This window comes from Pseudomonas sp. Fl4BN1, assembly GCF_009908285.1.
Lineage (GTDB): Bacteria > Pseudomonadota > Gammaproteobacteria > Pseudomonadales > Pseudomonadaceae > Aquipseudomonas.
Map to the genome: position 1 here is coordinate 38,462 of NZ_JAAARM010000003.1, position 15,157 is coordinate 53,618.

The 15,157-nt window shown below is 60.9% G+C and carries 17 protein-coding genes; 9 read left to right on the forward strand and 8 right to left on the reverse strand.

The genetic code is table 11. The features are described from left to right. Window positions 1-370 precede the first annotated feature (370 nt). Window positions 371-943, forward strand: coding sequence for a hypothetical protein (locus GV818_RS04035; protein ID WP_161755181.1), 573 nt, complete (start codon window positions 371-373; stop codon window positions 941-943). A gap of 8 nt (window positions 944-951) precedes the next feature. Then, window positions 952-1,350: a hypothetical protein gene (locus GV818_RS04040; RefSeq protein ID WP_161775840.1), complete on the forward strand. Its 399-nt coding sequence runs from the start codon at window positions 952-954 to the stop codon at window positions 1,348-1,350. A gap of 71 nt (window positions 1,351-1,421) precedes the next feature. Here the strand turns inward: GV818_RS04040 and GV818_RS04045 are convergent, their stop codons facing one another. The 6 genes from GV818_RS04045 to GV818_RS04070 form a co-directional block, all read right to left on the reverse strand. Beyond that, complete coding sequence (locus tag GV818_RS04045) at window positions 1,422-1,919, reverse strand: hypothetical protein (protein WP_161775841.1); 498 nt, start codon at window positions 1,917-1,919, stop codon at window positions 1,422-1,424. Window positions 1,920-2,117: 198 nt separating this feature from the next. Continuing rightward, window positions 2,118-2,591 (reverse strand): hypothetical protein, encoded by a 474-nt coding sequence (locus GV818_RS04050; RefSeq protein WP_178124717.1) that lies wholly within the window; start codon window positions 2,589-2,591, stop codon window positions 2,118-2,120. A 144-nt stretch (window positions 2,592-2,735) separates the two neighbouring features. Then, window positions 2,736-4,448 (reverse strand): amidase, encoded by a 1,713-nt coding sequence (locus GV818_RS04055; protein WP_161775842.1) that lies wholly within the window; start codon window positions 4,446-4,448, stop codon window positions 2,736-2,738. A gap of 349 nt (window positions 4,449-4,797) precedes the next feature. Then, window positions 4,798-5,676, reverse strand: coding sequence for a tetratricopeptide repeat protein (locus GV818_RS04060; protein ID WP_161775843.1), 879 nt, complete (start codon window positions 5,674-5,676; stop codon window positions 4,798-4,800). Next, complete coding sequence (locus tag GV818_RS04065) at window positions 5,673-6,113, reverse strand: hypothetical protein (RefSeq protein WP_161755171.1); 441 nt, start codon at window positions 6,111-6,113, stop codon at window positions 5,673-5,675. The genes GV818_RS04060 and GV818_RS04065 overlap by 4 nt, the downstream gene beginning before the upstream one ends. A 68-nt stretch (window positions 6,114-6,181) precedes the next feature. Continuing rightward, window positions 6,182-7,033 (reverse strand): suppressor of fused domain protein, encoded by an 852-nt coding sequence (locus GV818_RS04070; protein WP_161775844.1) that lies wholly within the window; start codon window positions 7,031-7,033, stop codon window positions 6,182-6,184. Window positions 7,034-7,235: 202 nt separating this feature from the next. Here GV818_RS04070 and GV818_RS04075 point away from each other — a divergent pair, with 202 nt between their 5' ends. The 6 genes from GV818_RS04075 (at window position 7,236) to GV818_RS04100 (ending at window position 11,214) form a co-directional block, all read left to right on the forward strand. Further along, the gene (locus GV818_RS04075) at window positions 7,236-7,595 is read left to right on the forward strand and encodes a DUF7677 family protein (protein WP_161755167.1); all 360 of its coding nucleotides are present in this window, start codon (window positions 7,236-7,238) and stop codon (window positions 7,593-7,595) included. A 122-nt stretch (window positions 7,596-7,717) separates the two neighbouring features. Then, window positions 7,718-8,290: a nucleotidyltransferase family protein gene (locus GV818_RS04080; protein ID WP_161755165.1), complete on the forward strand. Its 573-nt coding sequence runs from the start codon at window positions 7,718-7,720 to the stop codon at window positions 8,288-8,290. Between the two features lie 9 nt (window positions 8,291-8,299). Then, the gene (locus GV818_RS04085) at window positions 8,300-8,746 is read left to right on the forward strand and encodes an HIT family protein (RefSeq protein ID WP_161755163.1); all 447 of its coding nucleotides are present in this window, start codon (window positions 8,300-8,302) and stop codon (window positions 8,744-8,746) included. Window positions 8,747-8,858: 112 nt separating this feature from the next. Beyond that, on the forward strand, window positions 8,859-9,641 hold the full coding sequence (locus GV818_RS04090; RefSeq protein ID WP_256679407.1) for a hypothetical protein: 783 nt from the start codon (window positions 8,859-8,861) through the stop codon (window positions 9,639-9,641). 197 nt (window positions 9,642-9,838) lie between these two features. After that, window positions 9,839-10,627 carry a signal peptidase I gene (lepB, locus tag GV818_RS04095; protein WP_161775845.1) on the forward strand — a complete coding sequence of 263 codons (789 nt, stop codon included), beginning with the start codon at window positions 9,839-9,841 and terminating at the stop codon, window positions 10,625-10,627. Window positions 10,628-10,713: 86 nt separating this feature from the next. Continuing rightward, entirely contained in the window at window positions 10,714-11,214 is a 501-nt protein-coding gene (locus GV818_RS04100) for a GNAT family N-acetyltransferase (protein WP_161775846.1), read from the forward strand. Window positions 11,215-11,290: 76 nt separating this feature from the next. On the opposite strand, the gene GV818_RS04105 is transcribed toward GV818_RS04100, so the two are convergent. Next, the gene (locus GV818_RS04105; RefSeq protein ID WP_161775847.1) at window positions 11,291-11,836 is read right to left on the reverse strand and encodes an AAA family ATPase; all 546 of its coding nucleotides are present in this window, start codon (window positions 11,834-11,836) and stop codon (window positions 11,291-11,293) included. Between the two features lie 268 nt (window positions 11,837-12,104). On the opposite strand from GV818_RS04105, the gene GV818_RS04110 reads away from it, so the two are divergent. Then, window positions 12,105-12,800, forward strand: a complete 696-nt coding sequence (locus GV818_RS04110; RefSeq protein ID WP_256679408.1) for a tRNA (adenine(22)-N(1))-methyltransferase — start codon at window positions 12,105-12,107, stop codon at window positions 12,798-12,800. A gap of 75 nt (window positions 12,801-12,875) precedes the next feature. Here the strand turns inward: GV818_RS04110 and GV818_RS04115 are convergent, their stop codons facing one another. Further along, a complete protein-coding gene (locus tag GV818_RS04115; RefSeq protein WP_161755154.1) occupies window positions 12,876-15,080 on the reverse strand; it encodes an OsmC domain/YcaO domain-containing protein in 2,205 nt (734 codons plus the stop codon). Window positions 15,081-15,157: the final 77 nt, after the last annotated feature.

The following is a 15,157-nucleotide window of genomic DNA, read 5'->3' on the forward strand; positions in this document are numbered from 1 at the left end:
ATGACAAGCACATCCCGCGGTTGTTCGCTGCGGTTGGCTGCGCCGCCGTGCAGCGTGGCCGAGTGCAGGGCCACGCCGGGCATCAGCGTCAGGGCCAGCCAGTGTGTTCTTGCGCTAAGCAGGGTGTGCGGTTCCTGCCGGATCAGAGAAATTCCATTGGCGCCGCGGATGATCGCAGATGGCCGGACAAGTGCAAGCTTGAGCGATTGCCAATGACCCGGGTGATCTTGGCGATGGCTCAGAGCACCGCGCCATTAGCACATTTGAGCTAATCGACGCTGCTGTATCACGGCGATATATTCCCCGACGTATCAGCATCAGGCCCTAGCCGGCGTCACGGTTTCACCGGCTGTCCAAGGAAAGGAACACCATGCGCTTGTCCTTCAGGTTCACCCTATCCCTGGTCCTTCTTGCCACGCTTACCGGCGCCGGGGCCACCTGGGCGCAAGAAGCCGCCGGTGACTTCTGGGCGGTTTATGGCCGGGGTGAGCGCTACAAGAACCAGATGTTCGTTGCCGATGCCCAATCCATTGCGCCGCTGGCCAAGCCCAAGGGGGCCCAGTCGCTGCTGCTGTTCCAGGTGTTCGAGGAGCGCAGCATGCCGGTGCTGGTGGCGTACACCCTGGAGTTCCAGTGTGGCGCGCGCAAGGTGCGCTTTGCCGACGCCAAGGCCATGCGCCGGCCGGACAATGCAGTCAAGGAACTCAAGGTGTCCCACGAGTGGCAGGACCTGAAGGATTACTGGGTACAGCGCAGCTTTGCCTTTGTCTGTGCACCAGGCAACCGCGAGAACAACCAGATGCTGCACCTGGGCCAGATGCCGGCGATACAGATGATCAGCACCACCCAGGCGATGTTCCAGGAACTGATGGGGATCCAGGAGAAGGGCGAAGTCATGGATGACCTGGACGTAATGCTGGGCAATCGGCCCAAGGCCCAATGAGGCCGGCCATGCAGAGCAGCCGCAGCTTGGCGATGCTGTTGCTGGTGACGCTGTTCGCTGGCTGCATGCACGTGCCTTCGCTGCCGGAGCTGCGCGCCCGCAGCCAGTGGCAGCAGCGCAGCGCCCAGGATGCGCTGGACTTCTTCGGGCCGCCGGGGCGGATGGTGCCCACTGCCGACGGCCAGCAAGTGGTGATGAGCTGGTACCACGACACCACCTATGTGCGCCAGGAAGTGGTGGCCCAGGGCTCGCAGATGCAGGGCAATGTCATGGTCCATACCAACTACATGGATGACGTGGAGCATCCGGGTTCTTGCGTGGTGTCGATCACCGTCGACAAGGCCAAGCGAGTGGTCGACTTTGGTGTCCGCGGGCGTTGTTACTCAGTGGAATTAGGGCCGTCGTGATGAGGGCTTGATCGAAGCAAGCACTGCGCAACTGACAGGCCCTGGTGATTGTGCGCGCGGGTATCAGCGCTTCAGTTGCTGAAGTACAACTCATCCAGCTGCCGCCGGCGAATCTGCTGGTACTCCTCCCAGACTCCGGGAAAATCCTCATCTGGGGTGAGCGGGAAGGTCAGGTAGATAAACCTGCCAGTCACCCTGATGTACTCGCGCACCCGCTTGAAGGCTGGCTGTTCGAACAGCGAGACGCTTTCGTCATAACCCTCATGGTGATGGGAAATCCGCACGCGGTGCGGGGCAATCCTGCAGTGGACAAAATCGAGCACCCAGCCGTGCTCCACTCCTGCGCTCAAGTAACCGTAGGCGCCGTCTTCGGAGAGGCTGATGCAGGACCGGGCCTGGCTGCCATCGTCATCGTTGACCAGGACAATCTGCTGGGTGAAGTACTGGATCGACTGCTGCTCCGGCCCCAGCAAGAGCAGGTTCCAAGCTTCGGCGCCCATGCGGAATTCGCCCTGGTTGGTGAATTCGGCGGTCCAGCCGTTGGCGAGGGAGATGTGGTGGCTACTCATCAGCAGTCCTGATCGTGGTGTATTGGAAATCGTGCCAGGGTACTGCCAATCCGTTGAGTAGCAGTGTTGGCCAGCAAGAGGATTTCGTGCGCGGCGGTTTTTTCGTGGCTGCAACCTTGATGGATGGGTCGCAAACATCCTCAGTCTTGTTATAAGCCTGCTGCTTGTCAGGGGCCGATTGCGTTCGCGGGTTTGGCATCAAGCCCATTCATGCTCGGTCAGCCTTTTGAACTCGGCGCAGGCTTCTTCAAACTGCAGCCTTGAGAACTCGGCGCGTTGAACATGGAGGTTCCAGGCGACCGCAGTGACAACGCCATTGATCAGGTCGACGGCCCGGCCAAATCTCTCCCAGATCAGCTTCTCTCCCCGCACTACTTGCTCGACTACGGCAACCGTGCAGCTCAGGTCCATGTCGTCGGGGCAGATCAGCAGAGGGACAACGGTCGAGCAGTCCTCGGACAGCGGCGCCAGTAACTGCCAGGCATGTTTTTGCTGCTCGTCATCGATGAGCCAGCCTTGGGCCGGCACCAGCCCCTCGGTATCGTCTTCACCTGATTGGGTGTAGATCACGCCCTTGATCCACTGGTCGAGGGCTACACCGTCGATGGTGAAAACCGGGTGGGGGGCCTTGCTGTACTTCGATTGATGCATGACGGCGTTGATCGAGTTCATGTGGCTCACGTTAAAAGCTGGGTGGGCGGCTTACACACGGCGAGCAGTGCGGGATTCAGTGGTGCAGCGCCAGGCGTCTCTTGGCCTTGTAGCTTTGCTCCAGGTGTTGAAGAACGGGGCCGTTACGGCCCCATCCCACACCTGTCACTGACCGCTCAGCAACGCCGGCGTACGCGGTGGAATCAGGCGTTTGCTCCCGGTCGACTCGAACGCCGAAGCCAACCGCAGCAGGCGCGAATCGTCATAGGCACGGCCGGCAAAGGTCAGGCCCACCGGCATGCCGATGTCCGCCATCACGCCCATGGGCACGGTCACCGTCGGTACGCCCAAATGGCGGATCGCCAGGTTGCCATTGGCCACCCACACGCCGTTGCTCCAGGCAATGTCCGCCGACGCCGGATCGACATCGGCATTCGCCGGGCCGACATCGGCCACGGTAGGAAACAGCACCGCGTCCAGCCCCAGTCGATCCATCCACTCTTCGAGGTCGATGCGCCGGGTCTGCTCGAGCCCGCGCAGGCCGTCGGGCAGGGTGGTGATCTGGTCCCAGGTCTTGAGCCCGCGCTTGGCCATGTTCACGTATTCATCCATGCCGGCGGCCAGGTCATCTTCGCGGTTGGGCAGGGTGCCCGGGTCGTGGGGGAAGATCTGCGGTCCGTCGACATCGGCCAGGCGGTTGAGCTTGGGATCGTCGTTGGCCCGCAGGAAGTCGTCGAAGGCCCAGCCCGACAGCTCCCACAGCTCGTCATGGAGGAACTCCTTGCTGACCAGGCCGCGGCTGTACACGGTCGGCGCGCCGGGACGATCGCCCTCGCAGTTCGATACCAGGGGGAAATCCACTTCCAGTACTTCTGCGCCGGCCGCTTCCAGGGCTTTGCGCGCCTGTTCCCAGAGAGCGATCACCGAAGGCCGGGTGTTGATCCGCTGGCCAGTGGGGCCGCCGATGCCCGGGTTCTCGCTGGTGCCGGCTTCGGGGTCGGCGTTGATGTACATGCGCGGCACCCCCAAGCGCTTGCCGGCCAGGGCGGCCGGGGTTGCTGCCAATTGCGGGTAGGACGCCGGGCGCACCGAGGCCACGCTGGGGATTGGCACCCAGGGCTGCAGGCGCCACAGGTCGCCGCGGGTGTCCGGGTCTTCGGCTACCACCACGTCGAGCACTTCCAGCAGGTCGGCCATGGTCCGGGCGAAAGGCACGACCACGTCCATGGTCGGGGTCAGCGGCCAGTTGCCGCGCACCGAGATCACTCCGCGCGACGGGGTGTAGGCGCACAGGCCATTGTTGGAGGCCGGGCCACGGCCGCTGGACCAGGTTTCCTCGGCCAGGCCGAAGGCGGCGAAGCTGGCGGCGGTGGCCGTGCCGGCACCGTTGGACGAGCCCGAGGCGAAGGGCGCAGTCAGGTAGTCGGCGTTGTAAGGGCTTTCGGCGCGGCCATAGACCCCGCGCTGCATGCCGCCGTTGGCCATGGGCGGCATATTGGTCTTGCCCAGGCAGATAGCCCCGGCGCCGCGCAGGCGCTCAATGGTGAAGGCGTCACGGTAGGCCACCAGCTCGGCGAAGGCCGGGCTGCCGGAAGCGGCGCTCAGGCCCTTGACCAGGTAACTGTCCTTGGCGGTGTAGGGGATACCGTCCAGCGGCCCTAGGGCCTGGCCCTTGGCGCGACGGGCATCTGCGGCCTGGGCTTCCTTGAGCGCCTCGGGGTTGGGCACCACCACCGCGTTGAGGGCCGTGGCAGTGCCCGGGCGGTCATAGGCGTCGATTCGCGCCAGGTAGGCCTGGACCAGCTCCACCGAGGTGGTCTGGCCGGATTCGAGGGCCGCGCGCAATTGCGCAATGGAGACTTCGGTGACTTCGATCATGCTGCTATCGCCGCTGGCTGGTGAGTGACTGGGTGCAGAGGGCGCCCAGGGCACTGCTGTTGTTGTCGAGGGTGTGCATTGGGTTTCTCGTGGTACGGCTGGGTACGACAAGGGGTGCATGGGAAACAGGTGGGCCTTTTTAGCATTTAGCGCGAGGCAGAGGAATCGTTGCTGGCGTTTGTGCACGTTGGCTGCGGCTAAAAAGCCCCGGCATTTCCTTTGGCTATGACGGCGACCAGGATCCGCTGGCTACGGGCTGGGCCGGTAAGAACAGTGGTTTCCTGGGGATTGATCGCAATAACGATGGCGTGATTAGCAGGACCACGGCGAGCCATCCCCAAGGTGCGAATCACTTCGAGCCGGGGTAGAAGCTGGCAATCACTTTCCAACTCGCCTGCCCCTTGGGGAAGATCGGCTCACCGGAGAAGCGGTAGGTGCTCATGGCTTGCAGCACGGCCTGGTCGATAGCGCTGTCGCCCGACCCCTCCAGCAGCGAGATCGAGGGCACATTGGAGCCTGGGATACATTCAAGCTGGAGTTTGAGCGGCTTGCCCACAGACCCGGGTTCGAGCTTGCTCGACACGCTCATCTGCAGGCTGCGCATCTTGCTGCGCAGCCTGTACGTCGTGGTGTCGACCCAGACCTTGTTGTAGCGCTGTTCCTGTTCGGCGCTCAGCACCAGCCCTTTTCCACGCAACCTGTCTATGCCCTTCCACGCATCGCCAACACTGCTGGCAAGAGCGCTGAGGTAAAGCTGCAGCGCGCCCTGAAGATCCTCAGGGCCGCCTTTGCCTTCCTCCATCAGCCTGGCCAGACGGGTCGTACTCTCCGAATTCCCGGGCTTGGCAGTGGCACGCTGATAAAACGCTCTGGCCTTGACGTAGTCGGGTGGGCCGCCAATACCTTCTTCCTCCATGCGCCCGAGCTGGTAGTAGGCCGAGGCGTTCACCTCGGCTACAGACTGATAGAGGGCTTTGGCCTTAGGTACGTCTTGCGCCACACCGTGGCCACGTTCATACAGGTCGCCGAGCAGGGTCTTGCACTGCAGGTCGCCGTTGTCGCTGCGGTTACGGATGTAGTTGACCTGCTCCCGGGTGATGGAGCTCTGATCGCGAAATTGCCAGCAGCGCAAGCTGGCGAAGGTGTCTTGCTGCTCCTGATCGACGCCGGTGCTGTGGCAGCCGGCCATGAAAGTACTGAGCAGCAGTAAAACCACAACCTTGTTCATGCGGGGCATCCGTTGAATTCGCCCAGGTAGTCGAGTGAGGGAGTGCTGGAAGGTTTGCGCTGATTCGGGCCTGAAGAGTCCGATCGCTGGTCGCCATAGATTGACTCGCTGGCGACGAGGATGAAATGGCTGTAACCCGTCTGCGCCCGGCAGCGAAGCTGCTGTTGCTCAGCGTCGCTGTGGATCAGTGACTCCAGGTACTGCGGGCATTCCTGGCTCGAAACCAGCTCGACGAAGTCGGAGTCCATGTAGAAGCCCAGCTCCTGCTTCAGGCGCCAACTGGGGTTGCGGTCTTCCCAGGCCTGGTAGTCGGCGGCACCGCTGTCGGGCGCAGGTTCTGCTTCCCACTGTTCGAAGGCGAAGCGTTCGGCCTCGGTGTTGTCGGCAAATCTGCCTGCGAACAGGTGGAAGGCGTAGTAGGTGTTGTGCTCTGGCATTGAGTGATTGGTCCCGTTTGATCCTGAATGTGCTCCAGCACTAGAGGGGTTGCCCGGTGGAACTCGGTTCATACCAGGCTGGTGCGCTCCAGGCGGACGACATGGCCGAGTCCGGCGTTGTTCAGGCGAGTTACCAGGTCTTCACGGGCAGCCCGGCCACCGTTGCGTACATATTCCAGCTCGGCGGCGCTGATCAGCACCACCGGCACCAGGCTGACCGGGGACAGGGGCATGTCTTCCAGGCGGGTCGGGAAGTCGGGGGCGGGGCCGCCGATCAGCACGCCGACGCAATCGTCTTCAGTGGCGAAGTGCGCAGGCAACTGGTCGCTGATGAAATGCGACTCGCTGAAACCGGGCAGCTCCAGGGACAGCACACCGTGCTGTTGCAACTGGTGGGTGATGCCGCCGGCCTCGGCCACGGTATTGGCCACATGGCGCAGTAGTTCGAAGGCCCAGCTCTTGGCGAACGGCGAGACGTCGCCCAAGGGACCTTGGGCGTGGGCGGGAATGTCCGCGGTTTCGATGAACAGTTCCATTTCAAAGCCGTTGCCCAGGTCGTCGCCTTCGACGCCATCGAACGGGTCGCTAAGGCCTTCAGTGGTGAGCAGCAGGGTATTGGGCCGGCGCACGATGCGAAACGCCTGGCGGGTCGAAGGCCAATCGGGGCCGCCCATCAGACTGGGGCTGATCATGTAGCCAAGCACGTCGGACTCGCAGGTGCCGAGGCTTTGCCAGTGACGGTCGAGGCAGGCGGCGGAAGCTTCGCGGGCGGCGAGGTTGGCCTGTTCGGCCTTGCTCAAGTGCAAAGGATCGGTGGATTGATCAATGGCTTCGCTCGCGGGAGTGGCGCAGAGGATTGACTCGGCGCTTTGGGGCTCGGGCTTTTTGACGGCGTTGAGCAGCTTTTTGAAGAAGTCCATGGGCGGTCCTTGCAGTGGGGCGGTGTTGTGCTGGGGTACGGCGAGTGACAGGGCAAGCATTGTGCCGGGTTGGCAAGGAAGCGGAAACCGCAAGGTTGTTTTTACTCGAGGGAAGGGCGAATCGAAGGACGGGTGCCTTGCCTTTCCAGCGCCAGACACCGGAGAATTCGCACCCACCGAATATCAAGGAAAGACACTCAACATGCTCTACCCGAAAAAACTGAGCTCGGAGTTTTCCGGGGCACTGAGAACCTTCAGTTTCTGGGTCGCCAACGGCACCCTTGGTTATCCATTGCTGGAAGGTGTCGACTATCGAGCCTGCCTGGGCCAGGAGCCGAGCATGCTGGAGATGGCCTATGCAATCTTTGCCAATGTGCTGGAACTGGATGAGCAGGGTGTACCGGTGAACGCCAAGTACGCAGAGCACCGGGCGGCGCAATACATTCGCCAGTATTGTGACCCGGGGTACAGCGCGGTGCCGGGGTTTGAGGCGTGGGAGCAGGCGTTGCACGAGCCACCGGACAGGGATGATTCCAAGCCATGGCCGCTGGCTGTGGTCTAGGTTGCGGAAGGTGCTTGGCAGGCGTCGGCGTTGGGCGCTGAACCGCTAAGCGGGCGCTGTCCTCAACGCGACGCTGCGTGGCGCGCTACGCCAGGCACGGATCGATCATCCAAGGAATGAACATGACATTGACTGTCGAACGATTGGTCGCCATCGCGATGGCCAATCCAATAAACGCCGAGATCACTTCACGCTTGCCTGCACTCGGATTGGATCAATGCCTGCTCACGGCCGGCTGCCTGTTCCAAGCCGTGTGGAATGATCAATCGAACTTGCCCGCCGCTTGGGGAGTAAAGGATTACGATGTCTTTTACTTCGACAATGATCTGTCCTGGGAGGCCGAAGATGAGGTCATCCATTCGGCCCAGGGACTTTTCCAGGACCTTGAGGTTAACGTTGAACTCAAGAATCAGGCTCGCGTCCATCTCTGGTACAGCCAGCGGTTTGGCCGACCTTGTCCTCGGCTACAGTCGGCGAAAGAAGGCATTGACCGTTACCTGATAGCGGCGACCTGCATTGGACTGGATGTGCAAACGGGTGAGGTGTATGCGCCGTATGGCTTGGCCGACCTAGAGCTAGGCGTGCTTCGGATCAATCCAGAAAATCCCCAGCCGGATTTGTTTGCTCAGAAGGCAAAAAGTTATCAAGCTCGCTGGCCTTGGCTGAGGATCGTGGAAGCCAACATTGATGATTAAGGACAATGCATGTCACTGATTGCGCAACGAGTAGCGCAGGCCCGCAACGGCGCCAACGATAAAGTCATTTGCCGGATGGCCTCCGGTTGGGCAGTCATGGGCGACGTACAGTTTCTCGAGGGGTATTGCCTGTTGCTGCCCGACCCTGTGGTTGCGAGCCTGAATGATCTCGATAGCCAGGCCAGAGCCGTTTATCTACTGGACATGGCCCGCATCGGGGACGCGGTTCTGCAGGCCACCGGGGCCCTGCGCATGAACTATGAAATCCTCGGCAATACAGAGCCTGAACTGCATTGCCACATCTTTCCTCGCTACGCCAGCGAGCCAGAGCAAAAGCGCAAGATGCCCGCATGGTTCTATGACTGGAAAACCGCGATTGCCTATGCCGAGGAAACCCATGGGCAATTGCGCAAGCGCATTGCCCAACTACTGCAAGCAGCGAACCCCAACCCTTGAATGCCGCGGGCTAGCGCTTGCTATTGAGCGCAGCGGGCCTGTTCATGAATGGTCCCGTAGCCCTGAGATTCACTCATTCGTCTCAACATCAACATGGAGTAGGCAGTATTCGATGGACATCCAATTTCGCGGTAACGCAATGCTTGATAACCCAGCGGTAGGCACCTGTGACGAGTACCGCGTGAGCGCCATCTCCAGCCTGGAGGATCTGCTTGAAGCCTACCGCACGATCGCCGCCAACCACCCTGGTTTCAGGCCGCTGCTGTCGCTCGATGATCTGCCGCAGGCCCGCTACACCTCGGGGCATGCACGCAATAACCTGGGGCTGGACGATGCCTCGGAGCAGGAGATCGCCGGGTTACCGGCAGAATGTTTCGAGGACGGCGAGTACCTGGGCTATCCAACCACGAAAGCCGAGTTCGCGATCCTTTATCGCAACTTCGTCGAGCAGGCGGCAGCCACCTCGTTCGCCGACGCTTGCGCTCATGGCCTGACGCTCGATGAACATGCCCTGCAAGAGTGGATTGATTACCAGGACAATCCCGTTTCGCTGCTCGATCAGCCGCTCTCGGCGCTGCTGGTTCCGGTCGAGCATAGCTGTGAGGCACTCGCGGCTTTTCCCAACGGCTATTTCACCAGCGACCTCGGCCCGGCACAAAACTTTGCGGTTGCGCGCCATTTTGCTCTCAGCCATGGCTATGAGTTGATGGGGGTAGGCGCGTCCTATCTCGGTTTTCTACGTGCAGAACCTCCTGGCCTATCCGTAGCCAACGCGGTGGCGACAGACTTCTGTGCGCTCTACAACACCCTTGAAGAGCACCGGGAAACATTGGTTTCAGTCGTTACAAAGGCTATTGCCGCTCGGACACATCTGTGGCTGCGCTACGTGGAGTGAGGCTCAGGGAAAGGCGGTGCCGAGGGGAGCGGTAAATGACTACGACCCTCGACGCCTGCTGTGGGGCGGTTGCTAGCTGTGGCAAGCAGCAGTGGGTGACGACCAGGTGCGGCGAGCCAAGCCCGCCCGAACCGAAACATCAGGCTCTCTTGCCAGCGCATCCGTGGTTAAACATCCATCAAATAAAGTGAAGGTGCATGTCCTCTCGTAGATCACCGTTAATTGCCTTTGTCATGTCCTGCCTGATAGCCGGTTGGGGCCTGGTGTATGTCGGTCGTGTCAAATGGGCGCTGCGTGTCGCAGGGCTGTCGTATGGCGGGTTGGTGTTGGCTGGCGCCCTGGGCTGGATTGCCAGCCCCAAGGGCATCTATGCATTCTTCATATTCGTTATGCTGGTCAAGCTGGTCTCGGCCATCGCCGCCGCAGTACTCAGTTGCCGACATGATGATGCAATGACGCTGCCCAGTGTCCGGTTCCATTGCTTTTATGTCGCCGCTCTCATCGTCGTTACCCTGGTATTGCTCTATCCGCTCAGATCGACAGTGTTCGGTTATCAGCTTTATCACGTCCCTAGCGGCTCTATGGTGCCGACCTTGGCAATCGACGATTACATCGTCACAGACACCCGCTACAGCAAGCCGAAGGTCGGAGATATCGTGGTGTACCGGTTCAACGGTTCGGAGGCTACCAAGCGTGTTGCTGCAGTAGGTGGCGACACTCTGCAAATCGTCAACGGTGACCTGATCGTCAATGGGCAGAATCTCGGGCTGTTCTTTGCACCCGCAACCCAGGTTAAACAGGCGTATTCGCTGAACCTGGCGCCGCTCAAGGTCGAAGCGGATCATGTGTACCTGTTAGGCGACAACCGCGACGTCAGTAACGACAGCCGTTTCATGGGCCAGGTCGCACGCGGCGACATTACGGGCAAGGTGACCGGGATATGGCTCTCCAAGGACGCGGCAAGGATCGGGAGCACTTTTGAGTGAGCGCCACCATCGATGACGCGCGGGTTACTTCCGACTGTGGCCCATCATGAGTTCCGGTTTTCGCAGAGGTGCATAGGAGGGAATTGATGGAAGCATTCAAGGTTCGCGAGCTGAGACACACCGACATCGATGCGCTGCTGGCATTCGAAATCCACAACCGTGAATGGTTCGAGTCCCATATTGATGCGCGCGATCCGGCTTTCTACTCAGTGCAGGGTGTTACCGAGCACATTGATGGCTACTTGTCCGACTTTGCGGATGGCACCTGGCACCCGTTGGTTATCGAGGACGCCACTGAGCGCATCGTCGGGCGAGCAAATCTGAAAAGCATCCATGCGCCGGAGGGCGAGGCGCAAGTCGGCTATCGGATTGATCAGCACCTTTGCGGGCAAGGGTTGGCGACACTGGCGCTGAGGCATCTGATTCAACAGGCACAGGCGCGTTGGCAACTGAGGCAACTGGTCGCCTATGTCTTCAAGGAAAACATGGGCTCTCGGAAGGTGCTGGGGCGCTGCGGGTTCGTGCTTGAACAACCCGCTGAAAACGCAGCAGTAGGAGGGGAGTGCCGTTTCGTTCTTGCGCTCTAGCGGTCGCCCGCCAGGGATGTACCACCGCCCCTGGACAAAGGCTTGAGGGGCGGTCTTGGAGGCTCTTTGCCACGCATCAGCCTTGCAGATTGAGACAGGCCTGAGTCTGCGCGTGCAGGCCATCCAAAAACTCGGAGATCTGCCGCGCACTTCGCAGATGGATCACCGGAACCAGCGGCCCGATGGCCGAGCGAACGGCCTCGATACCGGGACGGTTCACTCGGTCAAAATTCCAGATGAAGTGCAAGAACTTCAAGAACTCCTTATTCAGCTTCTCTGCGCAACCTGCCGGAAGATCAGCGCGTGGTCGTTTCAGTGCGCTGCGCAGCATCACTCGCCTCAAGCATGTGGCACGGGGCGTGTCGAGCCAGATGACCAGGTCTGCGCGGGGCAGGCGCAGATCGAAGGTTCGCCGAGCATAGTTACCCTCACAGATCCATTCATCCCCGCCGATGGCATGCAGGACCCGGGAGCGGAAAACTGGGTTGTCGGCTTCGATCCAGCCGGGCTCCCAGAACAGCCTGTCGAGGTGCACCACCGGTAAGCCGAGGCGGCTGCCTATTTCACGTGCCAGCGTCGATTTACCACTTCCCGCGTTGCCTAATATCACGATGCGCTGCATGAGCAAATCCCTGCTGTAAACGGCCAAGTTTATCATCCGCATGGTTGTCTTGGTGTTCACCCAAGAGACTTGAATACCTTGGCCAGCGACTCTTTTCGCCCATGCTCTGCCGCAATCCCACGCAGGCAAAATGAGCAGGTGACAAGGAATAGCTAAGGAGCGAGCCATGACCCCGGTCGCATAAAGTTGAAATGCACCGCGTTGATCGACAGAATCGCCCCCGTTCCGGCCAAAGGTGCCGGGCGTTCGTGGTGAAAAGGGGCAGCAGTTGAACCAACAGACATTGTCCATGCGCCTGGAGCGCGTGGCAGCGCACGTACCCGCAGGTGCACGCCTGGCCGATATCGGCTCGGATCACGGCTACCTGCCGGTGGCGTTGATGCGTCGTGGCGCCATCGCCACGGCGGTGGCGGGGGAGGTGGCATTGACGCCGTTCCACGCAGCCGAGCGCACGGTGCGCGAGAACAGCCTGGAGCAGCGGATCACGGTGCGCTTGGCCAATGGCCTGGCGGCGATCGAAGCGGCAGACAGAATCACCGCCATCAGCATCTGCGGCATGGGCGGCGAGACCATCCGCGACATCCTCGACAGTGGCAAGGCCCACCTGAGCGGCCAGGAGCGCTTGATCCTGCAGCCCAATGGTGGCGAGCAGCCGCTGCGCCAATGGCTGATGGAAAATGACTACCGCATCCTCTGCGAGGAACTGCTGCGAGAGAACCGGTTCGACTATGAAATCATTGTCGCCGAGCGCGCCGGCCCGGTGACCTACAGCGCCGAGGAGCTGTACTTCGGCCCGCTGCAGATGCAGGCCCGCAGCCCGGCGTTCCTGGCCAAGTGGCAGCGCCTGCTGCGGGTGAAGCACAAGACCCTGGCCCACTTCGCCAAGGCGCGGCAGGCAGTGCCCGAAGACAAGGTCGAGGACGTCGCCCGGCAGGCTCGCTGGATCACCGAACTGCTGGCTTGACCTCAGCGAGAGGCGAGTTCTGGCTTGCTCGTTGGCCGAGCAAGATCAACCGATGGCGCTGTTTTGTCGGCGCGATTAGTTGGACAAGCCCGCCACCTTGGCCCGCGCCGCATGCAGCTTCTGGTAGCTGTCGATCAGCCGCTGGTGCCGGTCGAGGCCTTCCAGCTGCATGCTGGTCGGGGTCAGGCCGTAGAAGCGCACGCTGGCGTTCACCGAACCAATCACCGCATCCATCCGCTCGTTACCGAACATCCGCCGGAAGTTGGCCTCGTAGTCCGCCAACTCCAGATCTTCGTCCAGCTCCATCTCCAGCACCGCGTTCACCGCCTGGTAGAACAAGCCACGCTCGACGGTGTTGTCGTTGTACTGCAGGAACATTTCCACCAGTTCCTTGGCTTCTTCGTATTGCTGCAGGGCCAGGTAGATCAGCAGCTTCAACTCCAGGATGGTCAACTGGCCCCATGCGGTGTTGTCGTCGAATTCGATGCCGATCAGGGTGGTGATATCGGTGTAGTCATCCAGCTCGCTTTCTACCAGGCGCTCAACCAACGCCTTCAACTCGGCCTCATCCAGGCGATGCAGGTTGAGGATGTCGGCTCGGAAAAACAGCGCCTTGTTGGTGTTGTCCCAGATCAGGTCGTCCACCGGGTAGATTTCCGAGTAGTCCGGCACCAGGATGCGGCAGGCGGTGGCGCCGAGGTGCTCGTACACTGCCATGTAGGACTCTTTGCCCATGGCTTCGAGAATGCCGAACAGCGTTGCGGCTTCCTGGGCGTTGGAGTCTTCACCCTGGCCGGAGAAGTCCCACTCGACGAACTCGTAGTCCGACTGGGCACTGAAGAAGCGCCATGACACCACGCCGCTGGAGTCGATAAAGTGCTCGACGAAGTTGTTCGGCTCGGTGACCGCGTGGCCTTCAAAAGTCGGCTGCGGCAAATCGTTCAAGCCTTCGAAACTGCGGCCTTGGAGCAATTCCGTGAGGCTGCGTTCCAGCGCCACTTCCAGGCTTGGGTGCGCGCCAAACGAGGCGAACACGCCGCCAGTGCGTGGGTTCATCAAGGTCACGCACATCACCGGGAATTCACCGCCCAGGGACGCATCCTTGACCAGCACCGGGAAGCCCTGGGCCTCCAGGCCCTGAATCCCCGCGAGAATTCCCGGGTACTTGGCCAGCACTTCGGCCGGTACATCCGGCAGGGCGAATTCGCCTTCGATGATTTCGCGCTTGACCGCGCGCTCGAAGATCTCCGACAGGCACTGCACCTGGGCTTCGGCCAAGGTATTGCCGGCACTCATGCCGTTGCTCAGGTACAGGTTTTCGATCAGGTTGGAGGGGAAATACACCACCTCGCCGTCTGACTGGCGTACGAACGGCAGCGACACGATACCGCGCGCTTCATTGCCCGAGTTGGTGTCGAACAGGTGCGAGCCGCGCAGCTCGCCCTCACGGTTGTAGATTTTCAGGCAGTAGGCGTCGAGGATTTCCGTCGGCAGCTCATCTTTGCGGCCAGGCTGGAACCAGCGCTCATCCGGGTAGTGCACGAATGCCGCGTTGGCGATTTCTTCGCCCCAGAACTGATCGTTGTAGAAGAAGTTGCAGTTGAGGCGCTCGATAAACTCGCCCAGGGCCGAGGCCAGTGCGCCTTCTTTGGTCGCGCCCTTGCCGTTGGTGAAGCACATCGGCGAATGCGCATCGCGGATATGCAACGACCAGACGTTGGGCACGATATTGCGCCACGAGGCGATTTCAATCTTCATGCCCAGGCCGGCGAGAATCCCGGACATATTGGCGATGGTCTGCTCCAGCGGCAGGTCTTTGCCGGCGATGTAGGTGCCGGCTGCCGAGGTCGAATGAGGCATCAACAACGCCTGGGCATCGGCGTCGAGGTTTTCCACCTCTTCAATCACAAACTCAGGCCCGGCCTGCACCACTTTCTTTACCGTGCAACGGTCGATGGAACGCAGGATGCCCTGGCGATCCTTGTCGGAGATATCCGCCGGCAGCTCGACCTGGATCTTGAAGATTTGGTTGTAGCGGTTTTCCGGATCGACAATGTTGTTCTGGGAGAGGCGGATATTGTCGGTGGGGATATCGCGGGTCTGGCAGTACAGCTTGACGAAGTACGCCGCGCACAAGGCCGAGGAGGCCAGGAAGTAGTCGAACGGACCGGGAGCCGAGCCGTCGCCCTTGTAGCGAATGGGTTGGTCGGCCACCACCGTGAAGTCGTCGAACTTGGCTTCAAGTCGAAGGTTGTCGAGAAAGTTGACCTTGATTTCCATGGGGGGCACCGGTGCGACGAGGCAAAAAAATGGTGGGCATTATCCGGGTTTTTGACCAGGATGTGTTGTGGTTTTCG

Excerpts from the sequence above, each read along its gene's own strand:
- GV818_RS04035 (WP_161755181.1), top strand. The coding sequence starts at position 371 with ATGCGCTTGTCCTTCAGGTTCACCCTATCCCTGGTCCTTCTTGCCACG.
- GV818_RS04040 (WP_161775840.1), top strand. The coding sequence starts at position 952 with ATGCAGAGCAGCCGCAGCTTGGCGATGCTGTTGCTGGTGACGCTGTTC.
- GV818_RS04045 (WP_161775841.1), bottom strand. The coding sequence starts at position 1,919 with ATGAGTAGCCACCACATCTCCCTCGCCAACGGCTGGACCGCCGAATTC.
- GV818_RS04050 (WP_178124717.1), bottom strand. The coding sequence starts at position 2,591 with ATGAACTCGATCAACGCCGTCATGCATCAATCGAAGTACAGCAAGGCC.
- GV818_RS04055 (WP_161775842.1), bottom strand. The coding sequence starts at position 4,448 with ATGATCGAAGTCACCGAAGTCTCCATTGCGCAATTGCGCGCGGCCCTC.
- GV818_RS04060 (WP_161775843.1), bottom strand. The coding sequence starts at position 5,676 with ATGAACAAGGTTGTGGTTTTACTGCTGCTCAGTACTTTCATGGCCGGC.
- GV818_RS04065 (WP_161755171.1), bottom strand. The coding sequence starts at position 6,113 with ATGCCAGAGCACAACACCTACTACGCCTTCCACCTGTTCGCAGGCAGA.
- GV818_RS04070 (WP_161775844.1), bottom strand. The coding sequence starts at position 7,033 with ATGGACTTCTTCAAAAAGCTGCTCAACGCCGTCAAAAAGCCCGAGCCC.
- GV818_RS04075 (WP_161755167.1), top strand. The coding sequence starts at position 7,236 with ATGCTCTACCCGAAAAAACTGAGCTCGGAGTTTTCCGGGGCACTGAGA.
- GV818_RS04080 (WP_161755165.1), top strand. The coding sequence starts at position 7,718 with ATGACATTGACTGTCGAACGATTGGTCGCCATCGCGATGGCCAATCCA.
- GV818_RS04085 (WP_161755163.1), top strand. The coding sequence starts at position 8,300 with ATGTCACTGATTGCGCAACGAGTAGCGCAGGCCCGCAACGGCGCCAAC.
- GV818_RS04090 (WP_256679407.1), top strand. The coding sequence starts at position 8,859 with ATGGACATCCAATTTCGCGGTAACGCAATGCTTGATAACCCAGCGGTA.
- lepB (WP_161775845.1), top strand. The coding sequence starts at position 9,839 with ATGTCCTCTCGTAGATCACCGTTAATTGCCTTTGTCATGTCCTGCCTG.
- GV818_RS04100 (WP_161775846.1), top strand. The coding sequence starts at position 10,714 with ATGGAAGCATTCAAGGTTCGCGAGCTGAGACACACCGACATCGATGCG.
- GV818_RS04105 (WP_161775847.1), bottom strand. The coding sequence starts at position 11,836 with ATGCAGCGCATCGTGATATTAGGCAACGCGGGAAGTGGTAAATCGACG.
- GV818_RS04115 (WP_161755154.1), bottom strand. The coding sequence starts at position 15,080 with ATGGAAATCAAGGTCAACTTTCTCGACAACCTTCGACTTGAAGCCAAG.